The organism is Lactobacillus sp. CA30L (genome assembly GCF_059900845.1).
In genome coordinates, this window is record NZ_JBWXGB010000004.1 from 1 (window position 1) to 22275 (window position 22275).

A 22275-nucleotide genomic window follows, 5' to 3' on the forward strand; every position below is an offset into this window, starting at 1 on the left:
ATTGCTCTTGGGCGCTTTTCTATTTTGCCAGAAATTCTTGCGCTTGTCAAGAACTTTTTTCTGGCCCGCTGCTGCCTTCTGCGACAGCAACGTTTTTTATCTTACTAAAGCTCCTTTGTTTTGTCAACTGGCTTTTTCAGAAAATTTGTACTCAAGCAATCACTCACTTAAGGACAGGTAATACTTTACACTTTTTAGCCGGTTCAGTCAAATAGGCCCTTTTGTTCGTGGTTTATGCAGCAGGAAAACACAATTAGTTTTTACTAATGGATGTCGTCCCTTATTTTTGGCTCTTTGCGGTAGTGTCAGTGCCAAACATTCGTAATTTGCTGATTTTAGGCTTGCTTTTGTTAACCAAAAAAATATTTTTTTATGAAACAAAAGGGGCTTTTTTGTTAAAAGCCCCTCATATCTATATTAAACTTGCTTCCTTAGTAATTTTCTTCATTCCGTTCATATATGGCACCAAGGCCTCCGGTACCGTAACCGTGCCGTCCACATTTTGGTAATTTTCTAAAATAGCGGCAACGGTGCGTCCAACTGCAAGACCAGAACCATTCAGCGTGTGGACCAGCTGCAGCTTGCCGTCTTCGCCGCGGTAGCGGATTTGTGCGCGGCGTGCCTGAAAGTCGGTACAATTGGAACAACTGGAAATTTCCCGGTACTTATCCTGGTGCGGCATCCAGACCTCCAAGTCGTAGGTCTTGGCGCTGGTAAAGCTGGCATCCCCGGTGGCCAAAGCAACCACGTGGTAGGGCAAATTCAACTTTTGCAACAAGTGTTCGGCGTTGGCCGTCAACTTGTCCAGTTCAGCCCACGACTCTTCCGGCTTGCAGATTTTGACCATCTCGACCTTCCTGAACTCGTGCATCCTAATCAGGCCCCTGGTATCACGACCAGCAGAGCCCGCCTCGCTTCTAAATGCCGGCGACATGGCGGTCACGTTGATTGGCAACCGGTCTTCGTGAATCACCTCATCGCGGAAGTAGTTCACGAGCGGAACCTCGGCGGTTGGAATCAGGGTCAAGTCGCGCGGCTTGTCCGGATTATCATTGTCAACAATCGTGTAGACATCTTCGCGAAACTTCGGGAACTGGCCGGTCCCCTGCATGGATTCGTCGTTAACCAAGTAAGGCGGAATTATTTCCGTATAGCCGGCCCTGGTATTTTCGTCTAGGAAAAAGTTGAACACTGCGCGTTCAAGGAGCGCACCCGCACCCTTGTAGTACACAAAACGGGCACCCGAAACTTTTGCACCGCGATCCCAGTCCAGAATGTCCAAATCTGTTCCGATATCCCAGTGCGCCTTGGGCTCAAATGCAAACTTCTGCGGTTCGTGCCACTTGCGTACTTCCTGGTTGTAGCTTTCGTCTGGTCCAATTGGAGCGGAATCGTCCGGAAAGTTGGGCAGCCGCAGCAAAATATAATTTTGCTTGGCGGTCAGCTCGTTAACGCGCTCATCCAGCTCCTTAATCTGGCTGCCAACTTCACGCATTTCCTGGATGGCACCCGCAGCATCTTCCTTGTTGCGCTTGGCCTGTGCAATTGCCTTAGACACCTTGTTGCGCCGGGCTTTAAGCTGCTCGCTGCGGCTCAAGCCCACACGGCGCTCCTCATCAATCTTAATCAATTCGTCTAGCTCTTCCGGTTTAATTCCCCGCGTGGCAAGTTTTTCCTTTGCCCAGTCCAGTTTTTCCCGGATCACTTTAATATCTAGCATTTTTTACCTCCATGAAAAAAGCCAACTCATCCCTCACGTTGGGACGAATTGGCTCATGCTTGGCTTCGCGGTACCACCCAGTTTCAGCCGCCAAAAGGCAGCTGCACTCATAAATAGGCGATAACGGTGCCGCAAGCCGTGTAACTATTAATTACCCACCTAATGGAATCTGGAAACAACCACTGTTCGCTTGCACCAACCTGTGAACTCTCTTAAAGCGGTCTTAGGATTCCGTGTTTGCCATTATTTTAAGCCATTCTGCTTTTTTTAGCAAACAGTATTTTTCGCCATATTCAGCCGCTGACAATCTTTTTCAAATTCAAAAAGGACAGAGCTCGCACAATAAATATGTTGTACATTTTTTGTTTCTGGCTTATTATTTTATAATAAATATTATTTTGGAGGCAAAAATGAACATCTTAAAGTGGTCCAATAAGAAATGGCTGAAGATATACTCTTACGAGCTGCTCTTCTGTATCCTGTCATTAGCACTGCTGATCCTATTTTTTCACGGATGGGCAAGCAAAACGGGCGCCAGGGGTGTCGCCTTAACGGTCTTACTGCTCATCGGGGGCACAAACCTCTACTGCCTAAGGTCCAGCCGGCCCAACCAAATCGTCCACGGCATATCCAAGTGGCTTAACATCGTCATTGTGCCTACTTACCTCTGTTCATGCTGGGTGCTTTTGGGCAACCTGCTGCTCAAAACGCTGCCTCAGGTAGAGATACTCACGGTCATCTTATTATGGCTAATCTACGTCGTTTTGTTGTTGCCCCTGGCAATGTCATGGGCGGCAACGGTCAAAAACTGGTTTTTGCGGCTGCTGGCCATTACCTTTATCGGCATTCAGTACGGGCCGGACGCCAGGTTAAACGTTGACAGGCACCTAACGCTGATGCATGCAATCACTTCCCAGGGTGTGATCGCAGCCCTCAGTCTCTTTGTTCTCGCCTGTTTTCTGGGTTACGCCTGGGGCTTTCGGTTTAACCCCAACCTTAAATTCCGGAAGGGCCCGAACTTCCAGCAATCCGTCTTTGTTATTTTGCTCTTGTTCACCCTGATTGATCTGCTATACAACTGCTTCAACGCGTACAACCAAGACCTGTGGTCAGCCCTGTTCCGCTATGATATCGGCAGCCTCAAGTTCTCTTGGCCTAACCTGACCGCTGCGCTTGAACCCGGAATCCTGGAAGAAACGGAACGCTACCTCAACATCATCATCCTGCTTGCCGGTTTCAACCGTTTTCCCAAGTGGCGGGTTCCAATTGCAGTCTACGGCTCGGCCCTCCTGTTTGGGCTGCCCCACCTCAGCAACCTCGGTATCTATGGTGAAACGTTGCCGGCCACGCTGGCCCAAGCAATTGGCGTTACCGGTGACGGTTTCCTCTGGGCCGTGCTTTACTTGTATAGCGGCAAAATCTGGCCCTCCATGCTGGCCCACTTCATGATTGACTTCATCGCCGACCTGCAGGTTGGCTGGAACGGGCCCGGTTGGGACTGGCACGGCTATGGTAGCGACTACCTGTATACCATTATCATCGTCGGCGTCCCGCTCATCTTTTCACTCTGGATGATGTACGGCAGGCGGCGCCAGGTCATGGAAGAAAACGTCGACCGCATGATGCGGGGTTCCCAATTATGGGCACCGCTGACAAGCGGCAATTTAACCTAAAGAAAAGGAAGGACACTAGCTGAGAGCTGCCCTTCCTTTTTACTTGCCATCTTTTTTACTTGTCTTCTTTACAAGCCAGCCAGTCGGCTTTTTTTAGCAGGTAATATTTTTCTTCATAGTCAAACAAGCGGCTTATTTGACCCAAGTCCACCGCATACACGTACGTAAAGCCCAAGCGCTTGAGCAGTTTTTGCGAGCGCTGGTTCTGCTTGAAGGTGCCAGCCCAGATTTCTTCCTGCTTCAACTGGTTAAAGGCATAGTCAAACAAAATTTTGAGTGCCGCCGTCATGTAGCCGTGCCCCGAAAACTCCTTGTCCAGCAGAAAGCCGACTTCCTTGGTCTTCAGGAGCTCACGCTCGCTTGTGCCCCGTTCGTACAATTCGACCAGGCCAATCGACTGCGTGCTCCTGCTAAGGCAGACCGCCCAGCTGTACGGGCGAGCCGCATACTGGCCCGCCGCAACTTCCGCCTCAGCCAGGTTTTGGTAGCGGCCAAAGCCGGCCATCTGCTGATAATATTCGTCCTGTCCCCACTTTAACAGCATTTGCGCATCGGCCCCCTTAAAGGGGCGCAGGTAGATTCGTCCACCCATCACTTGCCTACCAGCTTAAGCAGCCAGCCCATCCCGAACTTGAGGGCAATGCTATAGGCCCCAATCGTCCAGGGTTTGCCCAGAATAATAATCCAAAAGTAGGTCCAAAATTTCATGTCGGTCAAGCCGGCCAGGAGGCAGAGCACGTCATCTGGGGCTATTGGCGCCACGATGCAAATTGCAAAGAACCAGTTGAACTTGTGCTGATTCTTCGTCCACTTCATGTACTTGTCGAGCGTTTCCTCGGAGACGATGTGCAGGATGAAGGGCCGTCCGTAAAACCGGGCCAAAAAGAAATTGATGATCGAGCCCACGCAGACACCGACGTAGTTATAGATAAACCCGGCCCAGGGACCAAAGAAAATAACGCCGCCAAGAAGCGACACGCCCCCGGGAATAATGGGAATAACCACCTGAATTATTTGAATGATGACAAAAACGACGGGGCCGATAATCATCTTGTCGGCCAGGTAATTCTTCATCTTTGCTTGACTGGTGAAAATACCCAACCGGTACCAATAAATACACAATAGAACAATAATGACTCCGCTGACTACGGTTAGAATGTTAATCAACCTTCGACTGGCTTTGGGTGACAGACGCATAATTTACCTCCAGTATTACGTTTCATTTTACCAAAAAAACGGGCCTATGATTAGTGTTTCAGTCACTAAATACAATAATTATCTCAATTAACTATTCATGACTGAATAGCAGACCCCAATATGCTGGCCTGCCCGGTTCCCAACGCCCAAATCTTTGCTCGGGGGCAACTTTAGCAGAATGAAAATAAACGGGCCCCCTTATTTAACGTATAATAGTCTTAAAAAATAAATTACTGGAGGTATTCTAATGACTAAAATTACCACTGACGTTGTCTACGACCATCAAAAAAATCTGACCGTCGATATTTACGCGCCAACCGCGGATACGGCTCCCAGCAAGGTGCTGGTTTTTTGGCACGGGGGCGGCTGGTTCCGCGGCGACAAGGATAGCCTCAGGGACCTGTGCACCAGGATTGCCGACCAGGGCTTTATCGTATTCGCCCCCAACTACTCCCTTGCGCCCGCAAACCGCTTTCCCGCAGCGCACCAGGACTGCGTCCGCTTTGTCGAGTGGCTCCTTGCAAGCAAGTATGTTGATAACGACCACCATCCACGTGCCATCACCCAGATTGGAGCCAGCAGCGGTGGCGTGATGGCCCTCTACCTTGCAGGCAGGTACGGCTTTCCCACGGTCACTTGGTCTGCACCCGTCAACTATTCGGACTGGATGAGGGACCACGAAGACGTCAAGCCTTCAGCCGATGCTCAGAATGAGTTGGGCGTACGCGACCCAAGCGATATCAACAAAGCTTTTTACAAGTACTTCGCACTGACTTATGCCGGGGCAAACGACGCGGAAATTTTCGCCCGACTGGATGCCAAGTCGTACGACTACCACAAGCTCCACCAGCTGCTAATGATCAATTCGACCCGTGAACTTTCGCCCCTTAAGTACCTGCTGGACTTTGTTGACACGCTGGCCGGGGAAAACCACGGCGTCGACCTCAAAATAATTCCGGGCAGCAGGCACGCCATGTCATACGCAGACCAGTACTTGCCCCAAACCCTCGCCTACCTCAGCAGTGCCATCTAAGCGACCTGCGCATGACTGGCCAAAGTTACTTATTAATAATTAGTAAAGCCTGGGCCGATAAATATCAACCTTAGTGAAAACGTTTTATAATTAGCACAGTAAATAAGGAAAATTATTTTATTTTATAAAAATTGCTTTGTGAGGAGATAATATTATGGCTAAATATCAATCTATTAATCCATATACCAACGAAAATTTCGCTAGCTACGACAACCCAACGTCTAGCCAAATTGAAGAAGCTATCGGCTTGGCCCACGCCCTGTACAAGAAGTGGCGCCATGAAAGCCCTGAAAGCCGCGCCGCCATTCTTCATCAAGTTGCAGAAAAACTGCGTGAACACAGGGATGAGATGGCCGAGATGATGACCCGCGAGATGGGCAAGCTGCTTGCAGAATCAAAGGGCGAAGTTGATCTCTGCATCGGCATCTGTGATTACTACGCAGACCATGGTCCAGAAATGCTCAAGCCGCAGCCAATTGAATCAAAATTGGGCAATGCCTACTATTTGAAACAGGCAACCGGCGTTATCATGGCCTGTGAGCCGTGGAACTTCCCGCTCTACCAGGTAATCCGGGTCTTTGCACCCAACTTTATCGTCGGCAACCCGATCCTGCTTAAGCACGCGCACAATGTTCCGGGCTCGGCTGCTCTGACTGCCAAGATTATTAAGATGGCCGGCGCACCTGAGGGCAGCCTGATCAACCTTTATCCAAGCTACGACCAGCTCGATGATATCATTGCTGATAAACGGGTTCAGGGCGTGGCACTGACCGGTTCGGAGCGTGGCGGCGCATCTGTCGCCGAAAACGCGGGCAAGAACCTTAAAAAGTCAACGATGGAACTCGGCGGCAACGATGCCTTTATCGTTCTAGATGATGCTGACCCCGAAGTTCTCAAGCAGGCCCTAAATTCCGCCAGGACGTACAATACTGGGCAGGTATGTACTTCATCTAAGCGAATCATCGCGGTCAAGTCCCGCTACGAAGAAGTTCTGCATGAACTGAAGGATGCTTTTGCCAGCCTGGAGCCGGGTGACCCGCTCGCTGCCGACACGACTCTGGCGCCGATGAATTCTGCAGGTGCCAAGGACAAGCTGACCAAGCAGGTCAAGGCCGCAATTGACGGCGGCGCAAAGGTTTACTACCAGTACCCAGAAATTGATTCGGAGGGGGCCTTCTTCCGGCCAATCATTCTGACCAACGTTGACCGGGACAACCCCGCATTTGACCAGGAGTTCTTTGGCCCCGTAGCTATCGTTTATGAAGTTGCAGACGAAGACGAGGCAATCGACCTTGCCAACGATTCAAGCTACGGCCTAGGTTCGTCAATCATCAGTGCCAATGTTGAACACGCACGCGCTGTCGCTGCCCAGATTGAAACAGGCATGACCGTTATCAACGGTACCTGGATCAGTTCCGGGGAGTTGCCGTTCGGTGGCGTCAAGAAGTCCGGCTACGGTCGTGAACTTAGCGCGCTGGGCATGATGGCCTTTGTCAACGAGCACCTCGTAATCGACATAGCCCAATAGTAATTTTGGCAAAATAAAAAACTGGACTTAGAGCCCAGTTTTTTTATTGACTGCGGTATTTTTTACTGAATAAGTTGTAGGCAGCAAGCAGCGTCGTCATGAAGCTTGACAGAATCAAAAAGTACGTGGACGTTCCAACCGAGACCGCATACACAAGCAGCTCGCTCGTGATGCTGCGCAAAACGCCCGTATTGGACAACGCACCGCTTGACATGCGGTAAATCAAGTAAATAAGAAAAGCTGTTTCAATCAGGGACAGGGTAAGGGCGATTACCTTGCCCTTTTTGGTTCCCCGCAAGGTATTATAAATGATGAACAACGGGCCCAGCAAAAGCAGCAGCCAGATTACGCAGAGCAGTATGCCTGCAAGAAGCGTCGAACTGGAAGAAAACAGGTGACCCGCCAAACCAAACGTAACCCGCGTAACCGACATCTTGCCGGTGTATGCAACATCAGCAACCGACGCGCCCGAACCCGTAAACATGACAATCAGGTTGATCACAGCCATCAAAACCACCAGCAGCTGCACGTAAGTAAAGTGCTTCTTGAAGGCCACTTCCCTAGACTGTTCGCGGCTACGGGAAGCAAACCTGCCCCTTGACGTTGTATCCTCGACGTTGTTGAACATGTTTGAACAAACCTGGTTGACCTTTTCCGTTAAGCGCCGGTCCGCCGTGTAGCGTTCAATCTTGTCCGTCCGCACACAGACGAAGTAGAGCCAGACAAGCAGGACAAAGAAGCTGATCCAGCCAAAGCTGCGTGAGAAGCTCATGATGATGAGCAGCAGAACGCCCAGTAAAAATACAATCATACTGTTGGCGTGAATCCACTCCAGCATTTTTTGAACAACCTGGTTTTGCTTCTTGGGGTAAAATTCCTGCCGGTAAACCTTCCGGCTAGCAATCCTCTTCCCCGTTTCGTCATTTTCATGCTTAGCCTGCTGGTGCTCATTTGCAAAGAACGCATCACGGTATTTCTGCAGGTTAAAATGACATTTGGGACAGATTTCATCTGTGTCAGCAATCCGTTGGCCACAATTGGGACAAGTAGTCATATCTTTACTTCCTTTATTCGTCTCAAAACTCAATGACTTAATCATAAAACAAAATGCGCAATAAAAAAACTTCTTTAACCGACTTTTGGAATAATTTATCCTGCCTGCGCCCCAGCAAATAAAAAAGATTGAGAAAACTCTGAAATGAGTCCCAAAAGTTAGACAACTTTCGGGACTCATTTCACTCACTTCAGAGCAATTCAATCTTTTTCATTTTTACTAAAATTATTTTTTAACGCGTCTGCTCTTATTCCAGTGGATGCCTTCATAAGTGAGCTTAACGGCTGCCGACAAGGTGATTGGCATGATAAAGACCAGGATAACCAGGCCAATAATCACGGCCAGTGCAACTTCGATCAGGGTCGGAATGCCGGACGGAATCAGTGCGGCAAACGTACCGCCGAGGATAATTGCCGCCGAAACGACGACCGTTCCGATAATGCCGCAGGCCTTCAATATCCGCGCGCTCGGCGTGCCGCCCTCAAGCGCACGGTAGCGCGTCATGAGGAAGATGCTGTAATCAACGCCCAGCGCAATCAGCATGATGAAGCCGAAGAAAGGCGTATTCCACGTCAACATGTTCTTGCCCAGCGTCGCCTTAACCACCCACTCGCTGATTGACAGTGAGCAGAAGTAGGCGATGAGCAGCGTGCCCAGGATATATAGTGGCTGCAGAAGCGACCGGGTAACAAAAATCAGGGCAATCCCTATGCCGATCAGCATGATTGCTGCAGTTCTGATAAAGTCCTTGTTGGCAACGGCCCTAACGTCGGCAATCTTGGAACTCTGTCCGCCCATTGCCACTGTTGCCTTGTCGAGCTTCGTGCCGGCCAGCGATTTCTTGGCCGTCAGGCTAAGATCCTGTGACAGCTGCGTCGCCCTGATATTGCTTGGGTTTGAATCAAAGACAACAAACATCATTGCCGACTTCTTGTCGGGACTGAGGTAAACGTTAATCGACTTCTGGAACATGTTGTTCTTGATAAATTCCTTAGGAATGTAGAAGGTATCGGCCGCTGAAGAACCAGCTAGAGCGGTCAGGTAGGACGCACCTTGCCCCAACCCGCTGTTTACGTCATCAACGCCCGCGGTGAGCTTAGGCATGCCGTTAGCCAGTTGGCCCGCGCCCGAATTAAGCTGACCCGCGCTTGAGTTAAGCCGGCCAATGCCAGAATTAAGCTGGCCAACGCTCGAGTTAAGCCGACCGAGGTTTGAATCAAGCTGGCCGATACCGCTGTTCAGCGTTCCAGCACCACTGTTTAGCTGGCCCGATGCGGAAGCCAGCCGGCCAACGCCGGATTGCAGCTGGCCCATTTGACCGGAAACATCCGGCATGGCAGCCTGCGCCCAGGACTTTTCAAGAGCGGCACCGGCAGCCTGCATGGCCGCCATTTTTTGTTGCGGCGTCAGTCCCGGAATGCTACCAATACTCTTGGTCAAGTTAGCCTTATAGCTCTGCTCCAGCGTGGCCTTGGTTTGCTGCTGCGCAGCCGCCAAGCCGTTCGTTCCGCTTGCTAATTGCGAATTCAATTGATTTAGCCCGCTGGTCATCTGCTGCGTGCCGCTCTGCAAACGTCCGGCACCGTTTTGCAGTTGACCGGCACCATTTTGCAGCTGGCTGGTTCCGCTCTGCAGCTGGCCGGCACCGTTTTGCAGCTGACTAGTGCCGCTCTGCAGCTGACCGGTGCCGCTTTGCAGCTGGCTGGCACCTGAACTCAATTTTTTGCTTGCCTTGCTTAACTTACCCAGGCCTGCACGAGCTTGGTCAACACCCTGGTTGACCGTGTTCAATTGGTTCTTGACGTACAGTTGGTCAATGCTCTCGCCGTAAGGCTGGGTGACCGACGTAACAAAGGAAACGCCCTTGGTTTGCTGCAGCTGCCTGGTCAACTGGTCAAGAAGGCGCAGGTCGGCCTCGTTGTCGAGACGGTGGTTGCTCTTGATGTAAAGGGTGGACGGTTCGGCCATGCCTTTAGAAAAATCTTTTTCTACAACCAACATCCCCGCCTTGGCCGGAACACTGTCAGCAATTTCATCGGTGTCATCATAATTTAGGTGTCCGGTGTACATAAGCCCGAAAGGCACCACGACTACGGCCAGAACAATCAGGTAAACAATCGGGTGGGCCAAGGTGCTCTTGGAGATGCCGTGCCACAGCTTGTCCTCGTGTTCACCGGTAAACTTCTTTACCGGCCAGAACATTTTTTCGCCTAAGACCGCCATGAAGAATGGGTTTAGCGTCAGCAGCACAATTAACAGCGCCGCAACGCCGACCGCAACGCCGACCGCCGACCGGTAAATCGAAAAGTTGGCCAGGCTCAGAGCCGAAAAACCGATTAAGATTGATGAGCCTGAATACAAAATGGTCTTGCCGGCCACCTTGAGGGCATCCTTCATCGCTTTGTAGCGGTCCAGGCCCAGGCCCAGGTTTTCCTTAAACTTGTCGTAAAGCAGAATGTTGTAGTCCGTACCGATGCCGAACAAAACAATGATCATGAAGACCTGGGTAAAGTTTGAAAACGGGAAGTTCTGGTACTTGACCAGGTTCGTCACGATTGAGAAGGCGGTAATGAAGGAAACGCCTACCGTTAATAACGAAATTAGCGGCACAATCGGCGACCGGAAGACGATGACCAGAACGATGAAGATGAAGACAACGGTTATTGCTTCCGTCTTCTTGATGCCCTCCTGAATTGCGTTCGAGAAGGCGTTCTGGAGCACATCGGCCCCGGTGACATAGGTGCGGATGCCAGCGGTCTTGACCGCACTAGCAAGCTCCTTGTCCACCGCATCGATTGGCCCGTGCTTTTTCGCAATGTTCAGCTGCATCACCCAGGTATGGTTGTTCTTAGACTTGAGTTTCTTTTTGGTGGCGATGTTATCATCGGGCGCCAAAATATCCTTAATGCCGTACCTGTCCTTATTTTCCTTCAGGCTGGCAACGGTTTGGTTGATTGCCCGCTCATCGGCAGCCGTCAGTTGGCCGCTTTTCTTGTTGAAGACAACCGCAACTTCGTAGGTGTCTTTTTTGGTTGACTTCCAGTCTTTTTGAATGGATTGTGCAACTTCACTCTGAACGTCTGCGGGCAGGGACACATTCGAGTGCTCGCGTGTTAACCCCGTAATATCAGGCAAAGCCACAACAGAAATAATCAAAATTAAAATCCATGCAATTAATGAAAATATATGGTTCTTTAATAATTTTTGCACTCTGTAAGTCCTTTCTAATTTTGTAAAATACTTTTGGGCAGAACCAACTGTAAAATCAGTTCATGATACCCCTGGTTGGCTTCAACGGCGGTTTCGCCTTCAAAAGAAGCAGACACGTCTAAAAAGACGTAGCCAAGCACCGCACCGATTAGGCCGTGCAGCGAGACCGTACTGCCGCTGCGCAAGTTTAACTTGTCGGCCAGTGCGATTACATTCATGATTTCTCGGGTAATGGCATCATCATGCTTGAACTCATTCAAGTGGTAAAGGATGCTGAAAAGGGCCGGATCACCCAAGATAAAATTGCGCACGATATCCGCAAACTTAAGCAGGGCATCCTCGCCCGAAAGGCCCATCAGGTTCTCGACCAGTTTTTGACGCAAAATCTTAACCCTACTGGCACCCACAAGCGACAACAGCTGCTTGCGACCCGAAACATAATGGTAAAGGGACTGTGAGCGGACGTTCAATTCCCGGGCCAGGCGTGGCAGGGTAGTCGCAGAAAGACCATCGCTCCTAATCATCTCCGTCGCCTTTGCAATCACTTTATTCAAATCAAGGCTTCTTTTTTTGACCAACTTCACCCCTCCTCTAAATAACACAGTGAACAATATAGCACTACACCCTGAAGAATACAATCTACAAGTTGTAAATTATTTTTTAAGCAGATAAAAAGGCTGCGTGTTCCAAGAACTCAGCCTTTGCTTAGTGCTAACTCACAGGCGTTGGTGCACTCAGTCAAACAAGGCGGCAACGGCCCGGCCCAGCTTGACAAAATTGTGGTCATCATTGGCCCAGACGCTCACGCAGTAGGTGTGCCCGTGCGTCTGGATGAGCGCAACGCTTGATTTATCATCGCCAATGCCATAAACCAGGCCGCGTGCGGACCGTGCAACCCTGGGTCTATTCTTTGCCTGGCTCAGCGTTCCCAATACCCGGTTGGAGTACTGCCGGTTCAGCGTCTTGCTCCGGTAGAGGTTGACCATAACCGCGGCCAGATCGCGTGCGCTTGTCCTGCTGCTCGGGTTGGATGCAAAGCGGCGGTTAAATTGTGTGCTGGTGGCACCCATCTTGCGGACAATGCGGGTGGCGGCAGCCGGTTTGACCTTGCGCAGCAGAACATTGCCTGCGGTCTGGCTGCCCCGCATCAGTGCTTGCTTTAGATAGGCTACACCGTAGCCAATGCCCGGCTGCAGCATCCGTTCGCCCTTTACGCGGTCAGCTTTTTTAACCTTGACAACCGTGTGCTCAGTCAGCTTGCCGTGCTGCTGCTGGTAGTAAAGCGCAGCCAGCAAAAACAGGCGGCTCGTTTCAAACACGCCGTGCGACTGGCGTGTGTTAGCAACTCGCGCAAATTTGTCCGCCTGCAGGTCCTGCACGGCGACCTGGTAGGTCTGCTCCTTGCCCATCACGTGAACAATTCTCTTTGCCCACTTTTTTTCACTGCCGCTGGCAATCTTGACCTGGTTAGGATACTCAATGCGCCCAACTCGTGGTTCGCGCACCGCCTTGCCCTTGGGGGTTTTGATGACCTCCTTTTGATTTTGACTAATAACTTCTAAGTTGGCATTCTCAACCCGCTTGAGGTTGGAGGAATACAAGATGAAGGCAAGCAGCGTCGTAACCAGTGAACCAATAAGGACCTTATTTTTCATAAATCCGCCTCACTTAAAAGAAATGGTGCCGCTTCATCAGGACAACCAGCCAGCCCATTAAGAAAATCATTACGACTGTGATGATAATCCAGTCGGATGAACTATGTCCCACAGGCAGGCTAACGTTCATCCCGTAAAAACCGGTCAGAATAGTTGGAATGGTTAAAACCAGTGACCAGACCGTCAGGAACTTCATCGTATCGTTTAGATTATTGTTCATCATGTTATTCGATGTCGCCGAGAGCGTCTGGGTAACCTGCTGGGAAATCTTAACCATCTCCGCCGATTGGTTCGACTCAATCAGAACGTCATCAAGCCGTTCGCGTGCATGTTTGGTAAAGTCTAATTGGGACAGTTTCAAGCTGTGCAGCATCATCAGGTTCGTCTGAATTGAACTCGATAAGTACACCAGGCCCTTCTCAATATTGGACAGCTTGACCAGATCTTTGTTGTTGATGTCACCGGACAGCTTCTGGTCTAAATTATTGCGTTCAACGTCCAGCTGCATGACCGCCCGCTGAAAGTACTGTGATGAATACAGCAGGAACTTCATAAGCAATTCGGTAACGTCCTGCGCCTGTGCGAGTTCCTTGCGCATTGACCAGTCGTTAAACTCATCAAAAACATAACTGGTCGCTTCTGTGTGAAAAGTAAAGATATTCTCCTCCAGAACCAAAAAGGTAACGGGCTGCGCCGTAAAATGGCGGATTGACTTGGTCGGCCAAATGGGCACGTCGTAGACCAATAAGTGAATACGGGTGTGCGTATCGTAATCGTAGTGCGGTCGTTCGTGCCGGTCGGAAATATATGAGATCATGTCCGGGGTGAAATTGAATTCATCCTGCAGCTTGATGCTGTCCCCTTCACTTAAATTGCTGATGTCATACCATCTATACTTGGTCTCCACCGGAAATTTTTGCTCTTTAATCATGTTTTCACCCCTGGCTGCTTTATTAACTGGCAGGCCTGTCAGTTTTTCGCCCCTCCTATCTTACCATTCAAGCAAAAAACGACCAATAAAAAAACGGGGATGCCCCCGTTTTTTCAAAAGATTGCCAAAATTTTGTTATTTTACTGCTGCCAGGCCGCATCAAATTTTGTCTTGCCATTCCGTATTGCCTTATCCACGTCACGATTTTTTTGTGCCGCTGCCAAGATTGACTGCATAATTGGGGTCAATTGCCCAAAGGTCGCACTTGCATCCTTGATCACGGGCACACTGTATAAGGAGTTAACGGATAAAATGGTTTCCAGCTTTGCCGGCAGCTTAAAGTTTTTATTTGTCTTATAAGCATTGGTAATTGCGGCTTCCTGGTTAACGGGAATATAGCCCGTCTTTTTAGCCCATTTGATCTGGCTGTCTTTTGTCACCAGGAAGTGCAGCAGTTTGAATGCCGCAGCCTTCTGCATTGCGCTTGCGTTGTTAAACATATACAGGTCTGTGCCCTGCTGCATTGTGTACTTGCTCGGCCGCGGGGCTACCCCGTAAGTCAGACCCGGTTTAGCCGCCTGCTTGATCCAGGTTTCCGTTGACGAAGACGTAACAAACATTGCCAGCCTTTGGTTGGTGAACGGGATATACAAGTACCGGTCTGACCCTGACATCCTGAAATATCCTGCCCTTACCCCGGCAGCATAGTAATTGACCACTTGACGGGAATGGGCACCGGTAAAGTCAATCTTGCTGGAAAAGTCATGCCCCTGATTTTTCATCCCTAAAACATAGTAGTTGTTCAAGTCATCAAAGCCGGCACCAACCACCTGGTGGCTGCTTCTTTCGTAAATTGTCTGCGCCGCCTGCCTTAATTCCGCCATGGTCGTCGGCACCCTCTTGATGCCATAGCGCTCAAGCATAGCCGGATTGTATATCAGGACCTCAATTGACTTGTTAAACGGCATGCCGTATTGAGTTTGGTCAATCTTGGCGCTATTTAACAGGTCTTCCTTGATTCCCGAAGCAGACGCTTTGCCCCAACCGACTTCTTTATTGGCCATGTACGGCTTCAGATTAGCGAGCATGTTGTTTTGGGCGGCACTCTGGAGCCAGCCGGGATAGGCTTGCGTAATTGTTGGCAGGTTTTTCGGTGATTGCATCGTTGAGTTCAGCTTGGCCTGCAAGTCATTGTAATTGCCCTGCTGTTCGAGTTTTACCTTGATATTAGGGTTCTTTTTTTCAAAGTCGCGGACTAAATCCTGCAGCGTCGCCTTTTGCACGCCTTGCATGCCATGCCAGAAGACAACCGTTGTCTTTTGGCTGATCTGCGGAATTTTGTTTGAACTTGCAGAGGGCGCCTTATTCGAACACGCACTAATGCCCACCACTGCGCTTGCCGCAATAATTAAAGCCGCAAGTTTCTTACCCAAATTCATAATTGCTATTCCTCCAAAGTGGTTATTTAGTATCAATAATATTCCATATTGTATAGCAGCAATTGGCAGAATACAATTCAATTTGCACAGAAAAATTCGTTTTACCTGCTATTTTTTGATTGCCATCACTTTAATGTTCAGTTTTTATCCGACCATTAACCATTATTAATTATTTTGTTCTTGTTTGATGATTCAGCAGCAAACAAAAGGCCCGTCATAAAAGACAGGCCTTTGTAGGTAAAATTGTTATTTAGTTTCTATTGCTTCCACGCGGCGTCAAACTTTGACTTGCCCGTGGTGATTGCACTGTTTACATTCTGGTGCTTCTGCGCAGCAGCAAAGATGTTCTGCATAATCGGGCTAAGCTGTCCGTATGCGGCACCTGAGTCTTTAATTACCGGAATGCTGTAAAGGTTCTTCATGGCACTTTCCAACTTGGCCGGCAACTTCAGCTTCTTGTTGTTCTTGTATTCAGCAGAATCGGCAGCGGTCTGGCTAACCGGAATGTAGCCCGTTGCGTTGGCCCACTTCAACTGGCTGGATTTTGATACCAAGAACTTGATGAAGGTAAAGGCAGCAGCCTTTTGGTCAGCCGTTGCGTGCTTGAACATGTAAATGTCGGTCCCTTGTGACATGGTGTACTTGCCCGGACGAGGCGCAACATCGTAAGTAAACCGGTTGCCGACGCCCTGCTTGACAAAGCCTTCACCGGCTGAGGTGCCAATGTACATTGCAACCTTCTGGTTGGCAAACGGTCCGGACAGGTAGTGCTCGGAGCCAGCCACACGGAAGTAGCCCGCCTTGATGCCATCGGCGTAGTAGTTGATGACCTTCTTTGACGTGTCGCCGGCAAAGTCAATCTTGCTGGAGAAGTTAACGCCGTTGTTTTTCATGCCTAAAACGTAGTAGTTGGACAGCGAATCGAAGCCCACGCCAACAACCTTGTGCTTACTCTTGGTGTAGATAATCTGGGCATCCTTCTTCAATTCATCCATTGTTGCCGGGGCCTTTTTAATGCCGTACTTCTTAAACATGTCCGCATTGTAGGTCAAGGATTCAATCGACTTGTTAAAGGGAATGCCGTACTGGGTGCCATTAATCTTGGCGCCATCAAGAAGGGCCGGCTTGATATCAGATTTTGCGCTGCTGCCAAAGCCAACATCCTTGTTGTTGATGTAAGGCGTCAGGTCGACCAGCATCTTATTCTTGGCCGCCGTTGCCAGCCAGTCCGGATATGCCTGGGTAATCGTTGGCAGGTTGTTCGGCGACTGCAGGGTCGAGTTGATCTTGGCCTGCAGGTCCGGATATGCCCCCTGATTTTCCAACTTGACCTTGATCTTCGGGTTTTTCTGCTCGAATTCCTTGGTCAATTCCTTCAGGGTATCCTGCTGAACGCCGGTCATGCCGTGCCAAAAGACAATATTGGTCTTCTTCGTCACCTTGGCAATCTTTTCCGTGCCAGAGTCTGAGGAAGAGCTTTTGCCGTTTGAACAGGCAGCAGTACCCACGAGCGTTAATCCAACGGCAAAAACAGCCGCAAGTTTCCTACTAAACTTCATTTGGTAAACCTCCAAAAATAAAAAACTAAACAACAACTTTTTTTGATTCACTAAAGCGTGACTTGTTCACCACGCTCCGGTAAAATCCGTTCTCCAAATGGGTTCTCCTCCAGCTCCGGATGCAATGTGTGCACCGGGATTAGTATCTTGGGCTGAACTTCCCCAATAATTTCCGTGAGTTCCTCTTCATCCGCGTGGCCGGAACAACGCAGCGCCTTGAACTCAATCTTCTTGTCCGCCAAGTCCTGCAGAAAAGGTTTGTAGGCCGGATCAAAGTCACCCAGCGGCTCGGCGTTGGAATGAATGTAGAGGCCGCTTTCCCGCAGGTCGGCATAATTGCGCACGACTTGCCAGAGGTACTTGTGATCGTCACCCAGCAGCTCCTCGTATGAAACTGCTAGTTCCGGCTTCAGATCAGTAAATTTTTCCTCCCCTGGCAGGTAATAGTACGGAAAATCCTGGTCAAGGCTTTCCTTGAGCAGGTGCGCCCGCTGCGCGTGCAAAACAACCTGACGCGGCGAAGCGCTGATTATGCGCAGGAGCCGTTCAACGTTGGTTGGGTACGTGTTGAAGGTTATCTGCCGGTGCGGATTGTCTTCCTGCAGCTGCACAATCTGCGTCGTTAGCTCCTTCTCATTTTTGGGACCGGTGAATTCCTCGCTGCTGCGGTCGTGCTTTTCTTCCGGCCAGGAGAAGCCGGTTCCCTCACAAATGAGAACGTCACTCCCCCTAGCAGCGGCCAGGAACTGATGCACCCAGTCGGGGTGGTAGCCGTGCAGCCGAATGTCGCCGGTGTAGGCAATCCTCTTATCGGGCGTTTGCACAATTAGCCCCGTTGCCCCGTACGCATCATGGTCACTGGGCCAGACTTCCAGGCTGATGTCGCCGACCTGGATGGGCTGACGGTACGTGGCCGCGGTGATTGGGCGCACGTAGCTGGCCTCGTGGCCAGCCGCCGGCAGCAGAAAATCACCGTGCTCATTCAGTGCCGGCAGCACTTGGGCCGTTATTGGACCCGCGTAAAGCGGAATTTCAGGCGCCAAAAAGTTGAGCGCCTTGCTGTGATCGAGGTGGAGGTGGGAGATATAAGCCGCGGCATGCGCCCAGCGGTCAGTATCAAGCGGCTTGCCCGTCAACTGCGGATCGTAAAAGTCAGGCACATCCCCGATTAGCTGATTCTTGATCAGCGTCTGGTAATGCTCATCCGGTAGGTCGAGCTCGGGCCGGTAAACTTCGCCCAGGTCAAACAGAACGTGGGACTTGTTGTAGGCCACCTCGATCATCGGTCCGCCAATTGTCGTCAGGCCGTTGTAAAAGGTAATGGTTGTCTTAGCCCTTGAGGTCATTGCGTACTACTCCTTTAATAATTTGCTTTCTAAAAATCAGGTACAGAATCAAGATCGGCAGTACCGTGAGCGTTGCCGCCGCGAGCTGCAGCTGCGTTTCGCTGCCCGCATCCGAGGCAAAGGCCGACAGACCGTTGTTAAGCAGCCTCATCGTGTCTTCATTGGTCACAAGCAGCGGCCAGAGGAATGAGTTCCACCCCGATATGAAGCTGAGCAGCCCAACGGTGAACAGGCCTCCCTTGGACATTGGCACCAGGATCTTCCAAATATACTCCCAGTCGCTCGCACCGTCGATCATTGCAGCCTTGTAGATGGTGCTTGAGATCGAACCAAAGTAGCTCTGCAGGTAATACATGTAAAAGATTGACGTTAAAAAGGGCAGAACCAGACCTATGTAAGTATTGAGCAGCCCCATCTGTGCAATCGTATTGTAGTTGGTAAAAATAATGGCCTCGCCCGGCACCATCAGAAGCGACAGCAGAACCATCTGGATGACGCCCTTGCCCTTAAACTGCAGGTTGACCATCGCAAACGCGCCCAGGAGCGAGTTGAACAGGCTGACGATGGTGGTCACGCTAGCAGTCAAAACCGTGTTGAAGAAGTAGCGTGCAAAGGGCGCCCGGGCAAAGACCTTAGCGTAGTTGGACCACTCAAAGTGGTGCGGTATCAGGGTCGGCGGGATTGACGTGGTCTCCTGAAAACTCATCAGGCCGCCTAGGATCATGTAGATGAAGGGAAAAACCGTGATTACAGCGAAGAAAAATAAAATGATGTAACTGAACAATACACCTAAGCGAATTCGTTTCATTTAATTTTCTCCAATCTTCTTCATCATCTTGCGCTGCAAGAAAGTTGCAAACAGGATAATCAAAAACAAGATTACCGTGGCTGCCATCGCAACGCCCGGCGTGCCAACAATCTGGAACTTATTATAAATGTAGAAGACCGCGGTCGTACCGGAATTGCCCACCCCGGCTTGACCATTGAACAGCGCATAGACCGACGTGTAGATTTTAAACGCTCCGATTATATTCATCGTGAGCAGGAAGGCAATTGTGGGCACGAGTTCCGGCACCGTGATGCGCCAGAACTTGTCCTTGCCGCTTGCCCCGTACATATCAGCCATCGTATAAAAGTTGGGGTCAATGTTACGCAGCGCGCCCATCAGGATAACGATGTTGAAGGCTAGGCCGGTCCAGATGCCGAAGATAATGATTGTCGTCAACGACATTGCCGGATCGTCAATCCAGTCCGGTGCGGGCAGGTGCAAAATCCGCAGCAAGAAGTTAAGCATCCCGTAGTCGCCGTTAAAGATATAACGGAAGACAATGCCGATGGCAATCGTAGACGTAACGTAGGGCATGAAAAAGGTCGTCTCAAAAAAACTCTTGTGCTTCACCTTGTCAAAGATAATCCAGGCCAGCATGATTGAAATTGCCAGTCCCACCGGAACGGAAATCACGGCGTACAGAGCCGTGTTCTTGATTGCCAGCCAAAACTCGGGGTCTTTAAAAATATACTGGTAGTTTTTAAGTCCAGCCCACGAAAGGTCAATCAGCGAGCCACTTTGAAAACTCATGCCAAATGCCCGCAATATGGGATAGATACTAAACAAGCTAACAAAAATGATCGTGGGCGCGAGAAAGAGCCACGCCTTTTTTTGGTTGGTCTTCATTAGTACACGCGCTCCCCTTCTGGTGTGAAGATAAATACCTGGTTAAAGCGCATCTTAAGCGTGACCGCGTCACCCAACTTAACCGGTGTTTCTAAGCCCACCAGTGACCGTTCCTGCACGCCGCCACAGGTAAACTTCAGGATACGCTCACGCCCGATAAGCTCAATATCGTCAATCTTTACGTGCAACACGCCGTCGGGGTCCGGCACGACGTTTTCCGGCCGCACGGAGAGGGTGTACTTGCCATCGGGAATCTCCCGCTTAAAGCGACCTGCATCAAGGTCGGCAAGCTTAATCGTGAATGCAGCTGACCGGAGTTCACCAGCACTCTTAACCACCTCAAAGTTGTCAATAACCGGATTGCCAACAAAATTGGCCACAAAGTAATTGTTCGGTTCCAGGTAAAAATTTTCCCCCAAATCATCCTGCTGGATTATGCCATCGTTGAACAAAATAATCTTGTCGCCGATTGACAGCGCCTCTTCCTGGTCATGGGTAACAAACAGGGTGGTTATCCCCACCGACTTGACCAGCGCGCGGATTTCCTCGCGAATCTTGAGCCGCAGCCGCGCATCCAGGTTGCTCAGGGGTTCGTCCATCAACAAAATCTGGGGCTCCTGCACCAGTGCCCGCGCAATGGCTACCCGCTGCTGCTGCCCGCCAGACAGCTTGCCTGGCTTTTCGCCGGCAAGTTCCGTAATCTGGGTTAATTCCATGTACTTTTCCGCAACCTTCTGCGCTTCCGCCTTGGTTTTTTTGTTTTTTCCTACCACCAGGGGAAACATGACGTTCTGCAGAACCGTCATGTGCGGATACAAGGCGTAGTTCTGAAAAACGTAGCCGATCTGCCGGTCCTTTGGGGCAATATCGACCACAGACTTGCTGGCAAAGAGAATCTCGCCCGACGTCGGATTAAGTAGACCCGCTATCATGTTCAAGATCGTTGTTTTGCCACAGCCCGAGGGGCCAAGCAGGCAGACTAAATCGCCCTTTTTGACGGAAAAGCTGACGTTTTTAATGGCCTCGTGACCATTTTCGTAGACTTTTCTGAGATTTTTTACTTCAACAAATTTGTTGTTATCCATACACTCGCACCACTATATCTGTATCGCATTACTTGCTGTTTCAACTCATCACCTTAATTTTAAGATAAAAGCGGGTTGAACACAACCATATCTTCTTGCCGTAAAATTCGCTTTTTGCAGTCCCAACTAATCATTTTAAGATTTAGTGGCTTTAAACTTCAAACGATTATTAATTATCTAAAGACATTAATCATGAATGTTCTCATTTTGCTACTTAAAGTCAGCTTGAGTTTGCCAGCAAAAATTTGCCCAAACAAAAAGTCCCTGCTTCACGCAGAAACTTTTTACAGTCAATATGCTTCTCTCACCTGGATCTCCCGGTCAACCCGGGCCCGCCCGTTCTGGTAATTAAAGGCGTACCCCGGCTGCACGTTGAACAGGTAGACGTTAAAGTCCAGACTGCCATCGGTCGAAACGGCCTGCAGGTTAATTCCACGCGCCATCAGCTCACTCCCCCGAAAAATGGGCGTTGCCTGGTAAAGCACGCGCTTGTGCTGGCGCAGGGCCGTGCGCACGCGGGTTTCAAAAATGGTCTGAATCCGCTGGTTGGAAAAGGCCGACTGGGTGAACAGGTTCTTCGGGTTGTTCTGGTCGCCGGACAGGTTATCGGGGTTGTAGTTGCCCTCCAGGTCGATGCCGCCCGAGATGGAATAGGCAATCAGGTGGCCGCGATTGTATATTTGCTCGCCGTTGCGGCGGTTATAATGCCAGCCCGTCGGTTCAACGAATTGCCGCACGCGCAGGCTGTCGCTGGCAACATTCCGCCGCTCCAAAAATGCGGTGTTTGAATGCGACGCCCGGTTCAGGCTGTCCAGGTCTGCGTATATGACCCGGTTGACCCGCCACGCGTTCTTCACCAGCGTGGAGCGGTTGTTGTTGACCTCAATGTAGGCCGCACCGCCACTCTTAAAGTCAAGCCGGGCTAATTTTGCGTAGTCCTGCCGTGAAAGACCACCATAGGCTTTGGCCGCTGGGCGGGCCTTCTTTATTGTGCCGGTCTGCGCTTTCTGGTTGTTTGTAATCCGTTCAACCGTTTTGTGGGCGCTTGGATCGGATCCGCCCGCGGTTGAAACAAACCACACCAAAAAGATGATGATGATCACCATTGCCCAAAAGTCGCTGCTGCTAGTTCTTCTGCTCCGCCTTCTTCGCCTGCGTGCCATACTCCTG

At 50.2% G+C, this 22275-nt stretch carries 18 protein-coding genes; 3 read left to right on the top strand and 15 right to left on the bottom strand.

The annotated features are described in order from the left end of the window. Nucleotides 1–412 precede the first annotated feature (412 nt). Nucleotides 413–1720, bottom strand: a complete 1308-nt coding sequence (gene serS, locus AC2JF8_RS05375) for a serine--tRNA ligase (protein ID WP_500761787.1) — start codon at nt 1718–1720, stop codon at nt 413–415. A gap of 410 nt (nt 1721–2130) precedes the next feature. Here serS and AC2JF8_RS05380 point away from each other — a divergent pair, with 410 nt between their 5' ends. After that, a complete protein-coding gene (locus AC2JF8_RS05380; protein ID WP_500761789.1) occupies nt 2131–3393 on the top strand; it encodes a CPBP family intramembrane glutamic endopeptidase in 1263 nt (420 codons plus the stop codon). A 55-nt stretch (nt 3394–3448) separates the two neighbouring features. Here AC2JF8_RS05380 and AC2JF8_RS05385 read toward each other — a convergent pair whose 3' ends face one another. Together AC2JF8_RS05385 and AC2JF8_RS05390 are read right to left on the bottom strand one after the other, a co-directional pair. Continuing rightward, nucleotides 3449–3985: a GNAT family N-acetyltransferase gene (locus tag AC2JF8_RS05385; RefSeq protein ID WP_500761791.1), complete on the bottom strand. Its 537-nt coding sequence runs from the start codon at nt 3983–3985 to the stop codon at nt 3449–3451. Further along, nucleotides 3985–4590 (bottom strand): TVP38/TMEM64 family protein, encoded by a 606-nt coding sequence (locus AC2JF8_RS05390; protein ID WP_500761793.1) that lies wholly within the window; start codon nt 4588–4590, stop codon nt 3985–3987. Before AC2JF8_RS05390 ends, AC2JF8_RS05385 begins: the two co-directional genes overlap by 1 nt. 247 nt (nt 4591–4837) lie before the next feature. Here AC2JF8_RS05390 and AC2JF8_RS05395 point away from each other — a divergent pair, with 247 nt between their 5' ends. Then, entirely contained in the window at nt 4838–5623 is a 786-nt protein-coding gene (locus AC2JF8_RS05395; protein ID WP_500761795.1) for an alpha/beta hydrolase fold domain-containing protein, read from the top strand. Nucleotides 5624–5777: 154 nt separating this feature from the next. Continuing rightward, nucleotides 5778–7151: an NAD-dependent succinate-semialdehyde dehydrogenase gene (locus AC2JF8_RS05400; RefSeq protein WP_500761796.1), complete on the top strand. Its 1374-nt coding sequence runs from the start codon at nt 5778–5780 to the stop codon at nt 7149–7151. 43 nt (nt 7152–7194) lie between these two features. Here AC2JF8_RS05400 and AC2JF8_RS05405 read toward each other — a convergent pair whose 3' ends face one another. From AC2JF8_RS05405 to AC2JF8_RS05460, 12 genes are all read right to left on the bottom strand, one after another. Next, complete coding sequence (locus tag AC2JF8_RS05405; protein WP_500761798.1) at nt 7195–8205, bottom strand: zinc-ribbon domain-containing protein; 1011 nt, start codon at nt 8203–8205, stop codon at nt 7195–7197. Nucleotides 8206–8430: 225 nt separating this feature from the next. Further along, entirely contained in the window at nt 8431–11415 is a 2985-nt protein-coding gene (locus AC2JF8_RS05410; RefSeq protein WP_500761800.1) for an MMPL family transporter, read from the bottom strand. Nucleotides 11416–11429: 14 nt separating this feature from the next. Next, nucleotides 11430–11993 carry a TetR/AcrR family transcriptional regulator gene (locus AC2JF8_RS05415; RefSeq protein WP_500761802.1) on the bottom strand — a complete coding sequence of 188 codons (564 nt, stop codon included), beginning with the start codon at nt 11991–11993 and terminating at the stop codon, nt 11430–11432. Between the two features lie 156 nt (nt 11994–12149). Next, a complete protein-coding gene (locus tag AC2JF8_RS05420) occupies nt 12150–13070 on the bottom strand; it encodes a serine hydrolase (protein WP_500761804.1) in 921 nt (306 codons plus the stop codon). 13 nt (nt 13071–13083) lie between these two features. Further along, on the bottom strand, nt 13084–14001 hold the full coding sequence (locus AC2JF8_RS05425; RefSeq protein WP_500761806.1) for a magnesium transporter CorA family protein: 918 nt from the start codon (nt 13999–14001) through the stop codon (nt 13084–13086). Between the two features lie 140 nt (nt 14002–14141). Beyond that, nucleotides 14142–15440 carry an extracellular solute-binding protein gene (locus AC2JF8_RS05430; protein WP_500761808.1) on the bottom strand — a complete coding sequence of 433 codons (1299 nt, stop codon included), beginning with the start codon at nt 15438–15440 and terminating at the stop codon, nt 14142–14144. 257 nt (nt 15441–15697) lie between these two features. Beyond that, nucleotides 15698–16999: an extracellular solute-binding protein gene (locus tag AC2JF8_RS05435; protein WP_500761810.1), complete on the bottom strand. Its 1302-nt coding sequence runs from the start codon at nt 16997–16999 to the stop codon at nt 15698–15700. A 50-nt stretch (nt 17000–17049) separates the two neighbouring features. Beyond that, the gene (locus AC2JF8_RS05440; protein WP_500761811.1) at nt 17050–18345 is read right to left on the bottom strand and encodes an MBL fold metallo-hydrolase; all 1296 of its coding nucleotides are present in this window, start codon (nt 18343–18345) and stop codon (nt 17050–17052) included. Further along, on the bottom strand, nt 18329–19153 hold the full coding sequence (locus tag AC2JF8_RS05445) for a carbohydrate ABC transporter permease (RefSeq protein ID WP_500761813.1): 825 nt from the start codon (nt 19151–19153) through the stop codon (nt 18329–18331). Before AC2JF8_RS05445 ends, AC2JF8_RS05440 begins: the two co-directional genes overlap by 17 nt. After that, entirely contained in the window at nt 19154–20020 is an 867-nt protein-coding gene (locus AC2JF8_RS05450; RefSeq protein WP_500761815.1) for a carbohydrate ABC transporter permease, read from the bottom strand. Further along, complete coding sequence (locus AC2JF8_RS05455) at nt 20020–21105, bottom strand: ABC transporter ATP-binding protein (protein ID WP_500761817.1); 1086 nt, start codon at nt 21103–21105, stop codon at nt 20020–20022. Before AC2JF8_RS05455 ends, AC2JF8_RS05450 begins: the two co-directional genes overlap by 1 nt. Nucleotides 21106–21395: 290 nt before the next feature. Then, nucleotides 21396–22268, bottom strand: coding sequence for a DNA/RNA non-specific endonuclease (locus AC2JF8_RS05460; RefSeq protein ID WP_500761819.1), 873 nt, complete (start codon nt 22266–22268; stop codon nt 21396–21398). Nucleotides 22269–22275: the final 7 nt, after the last annotated feature.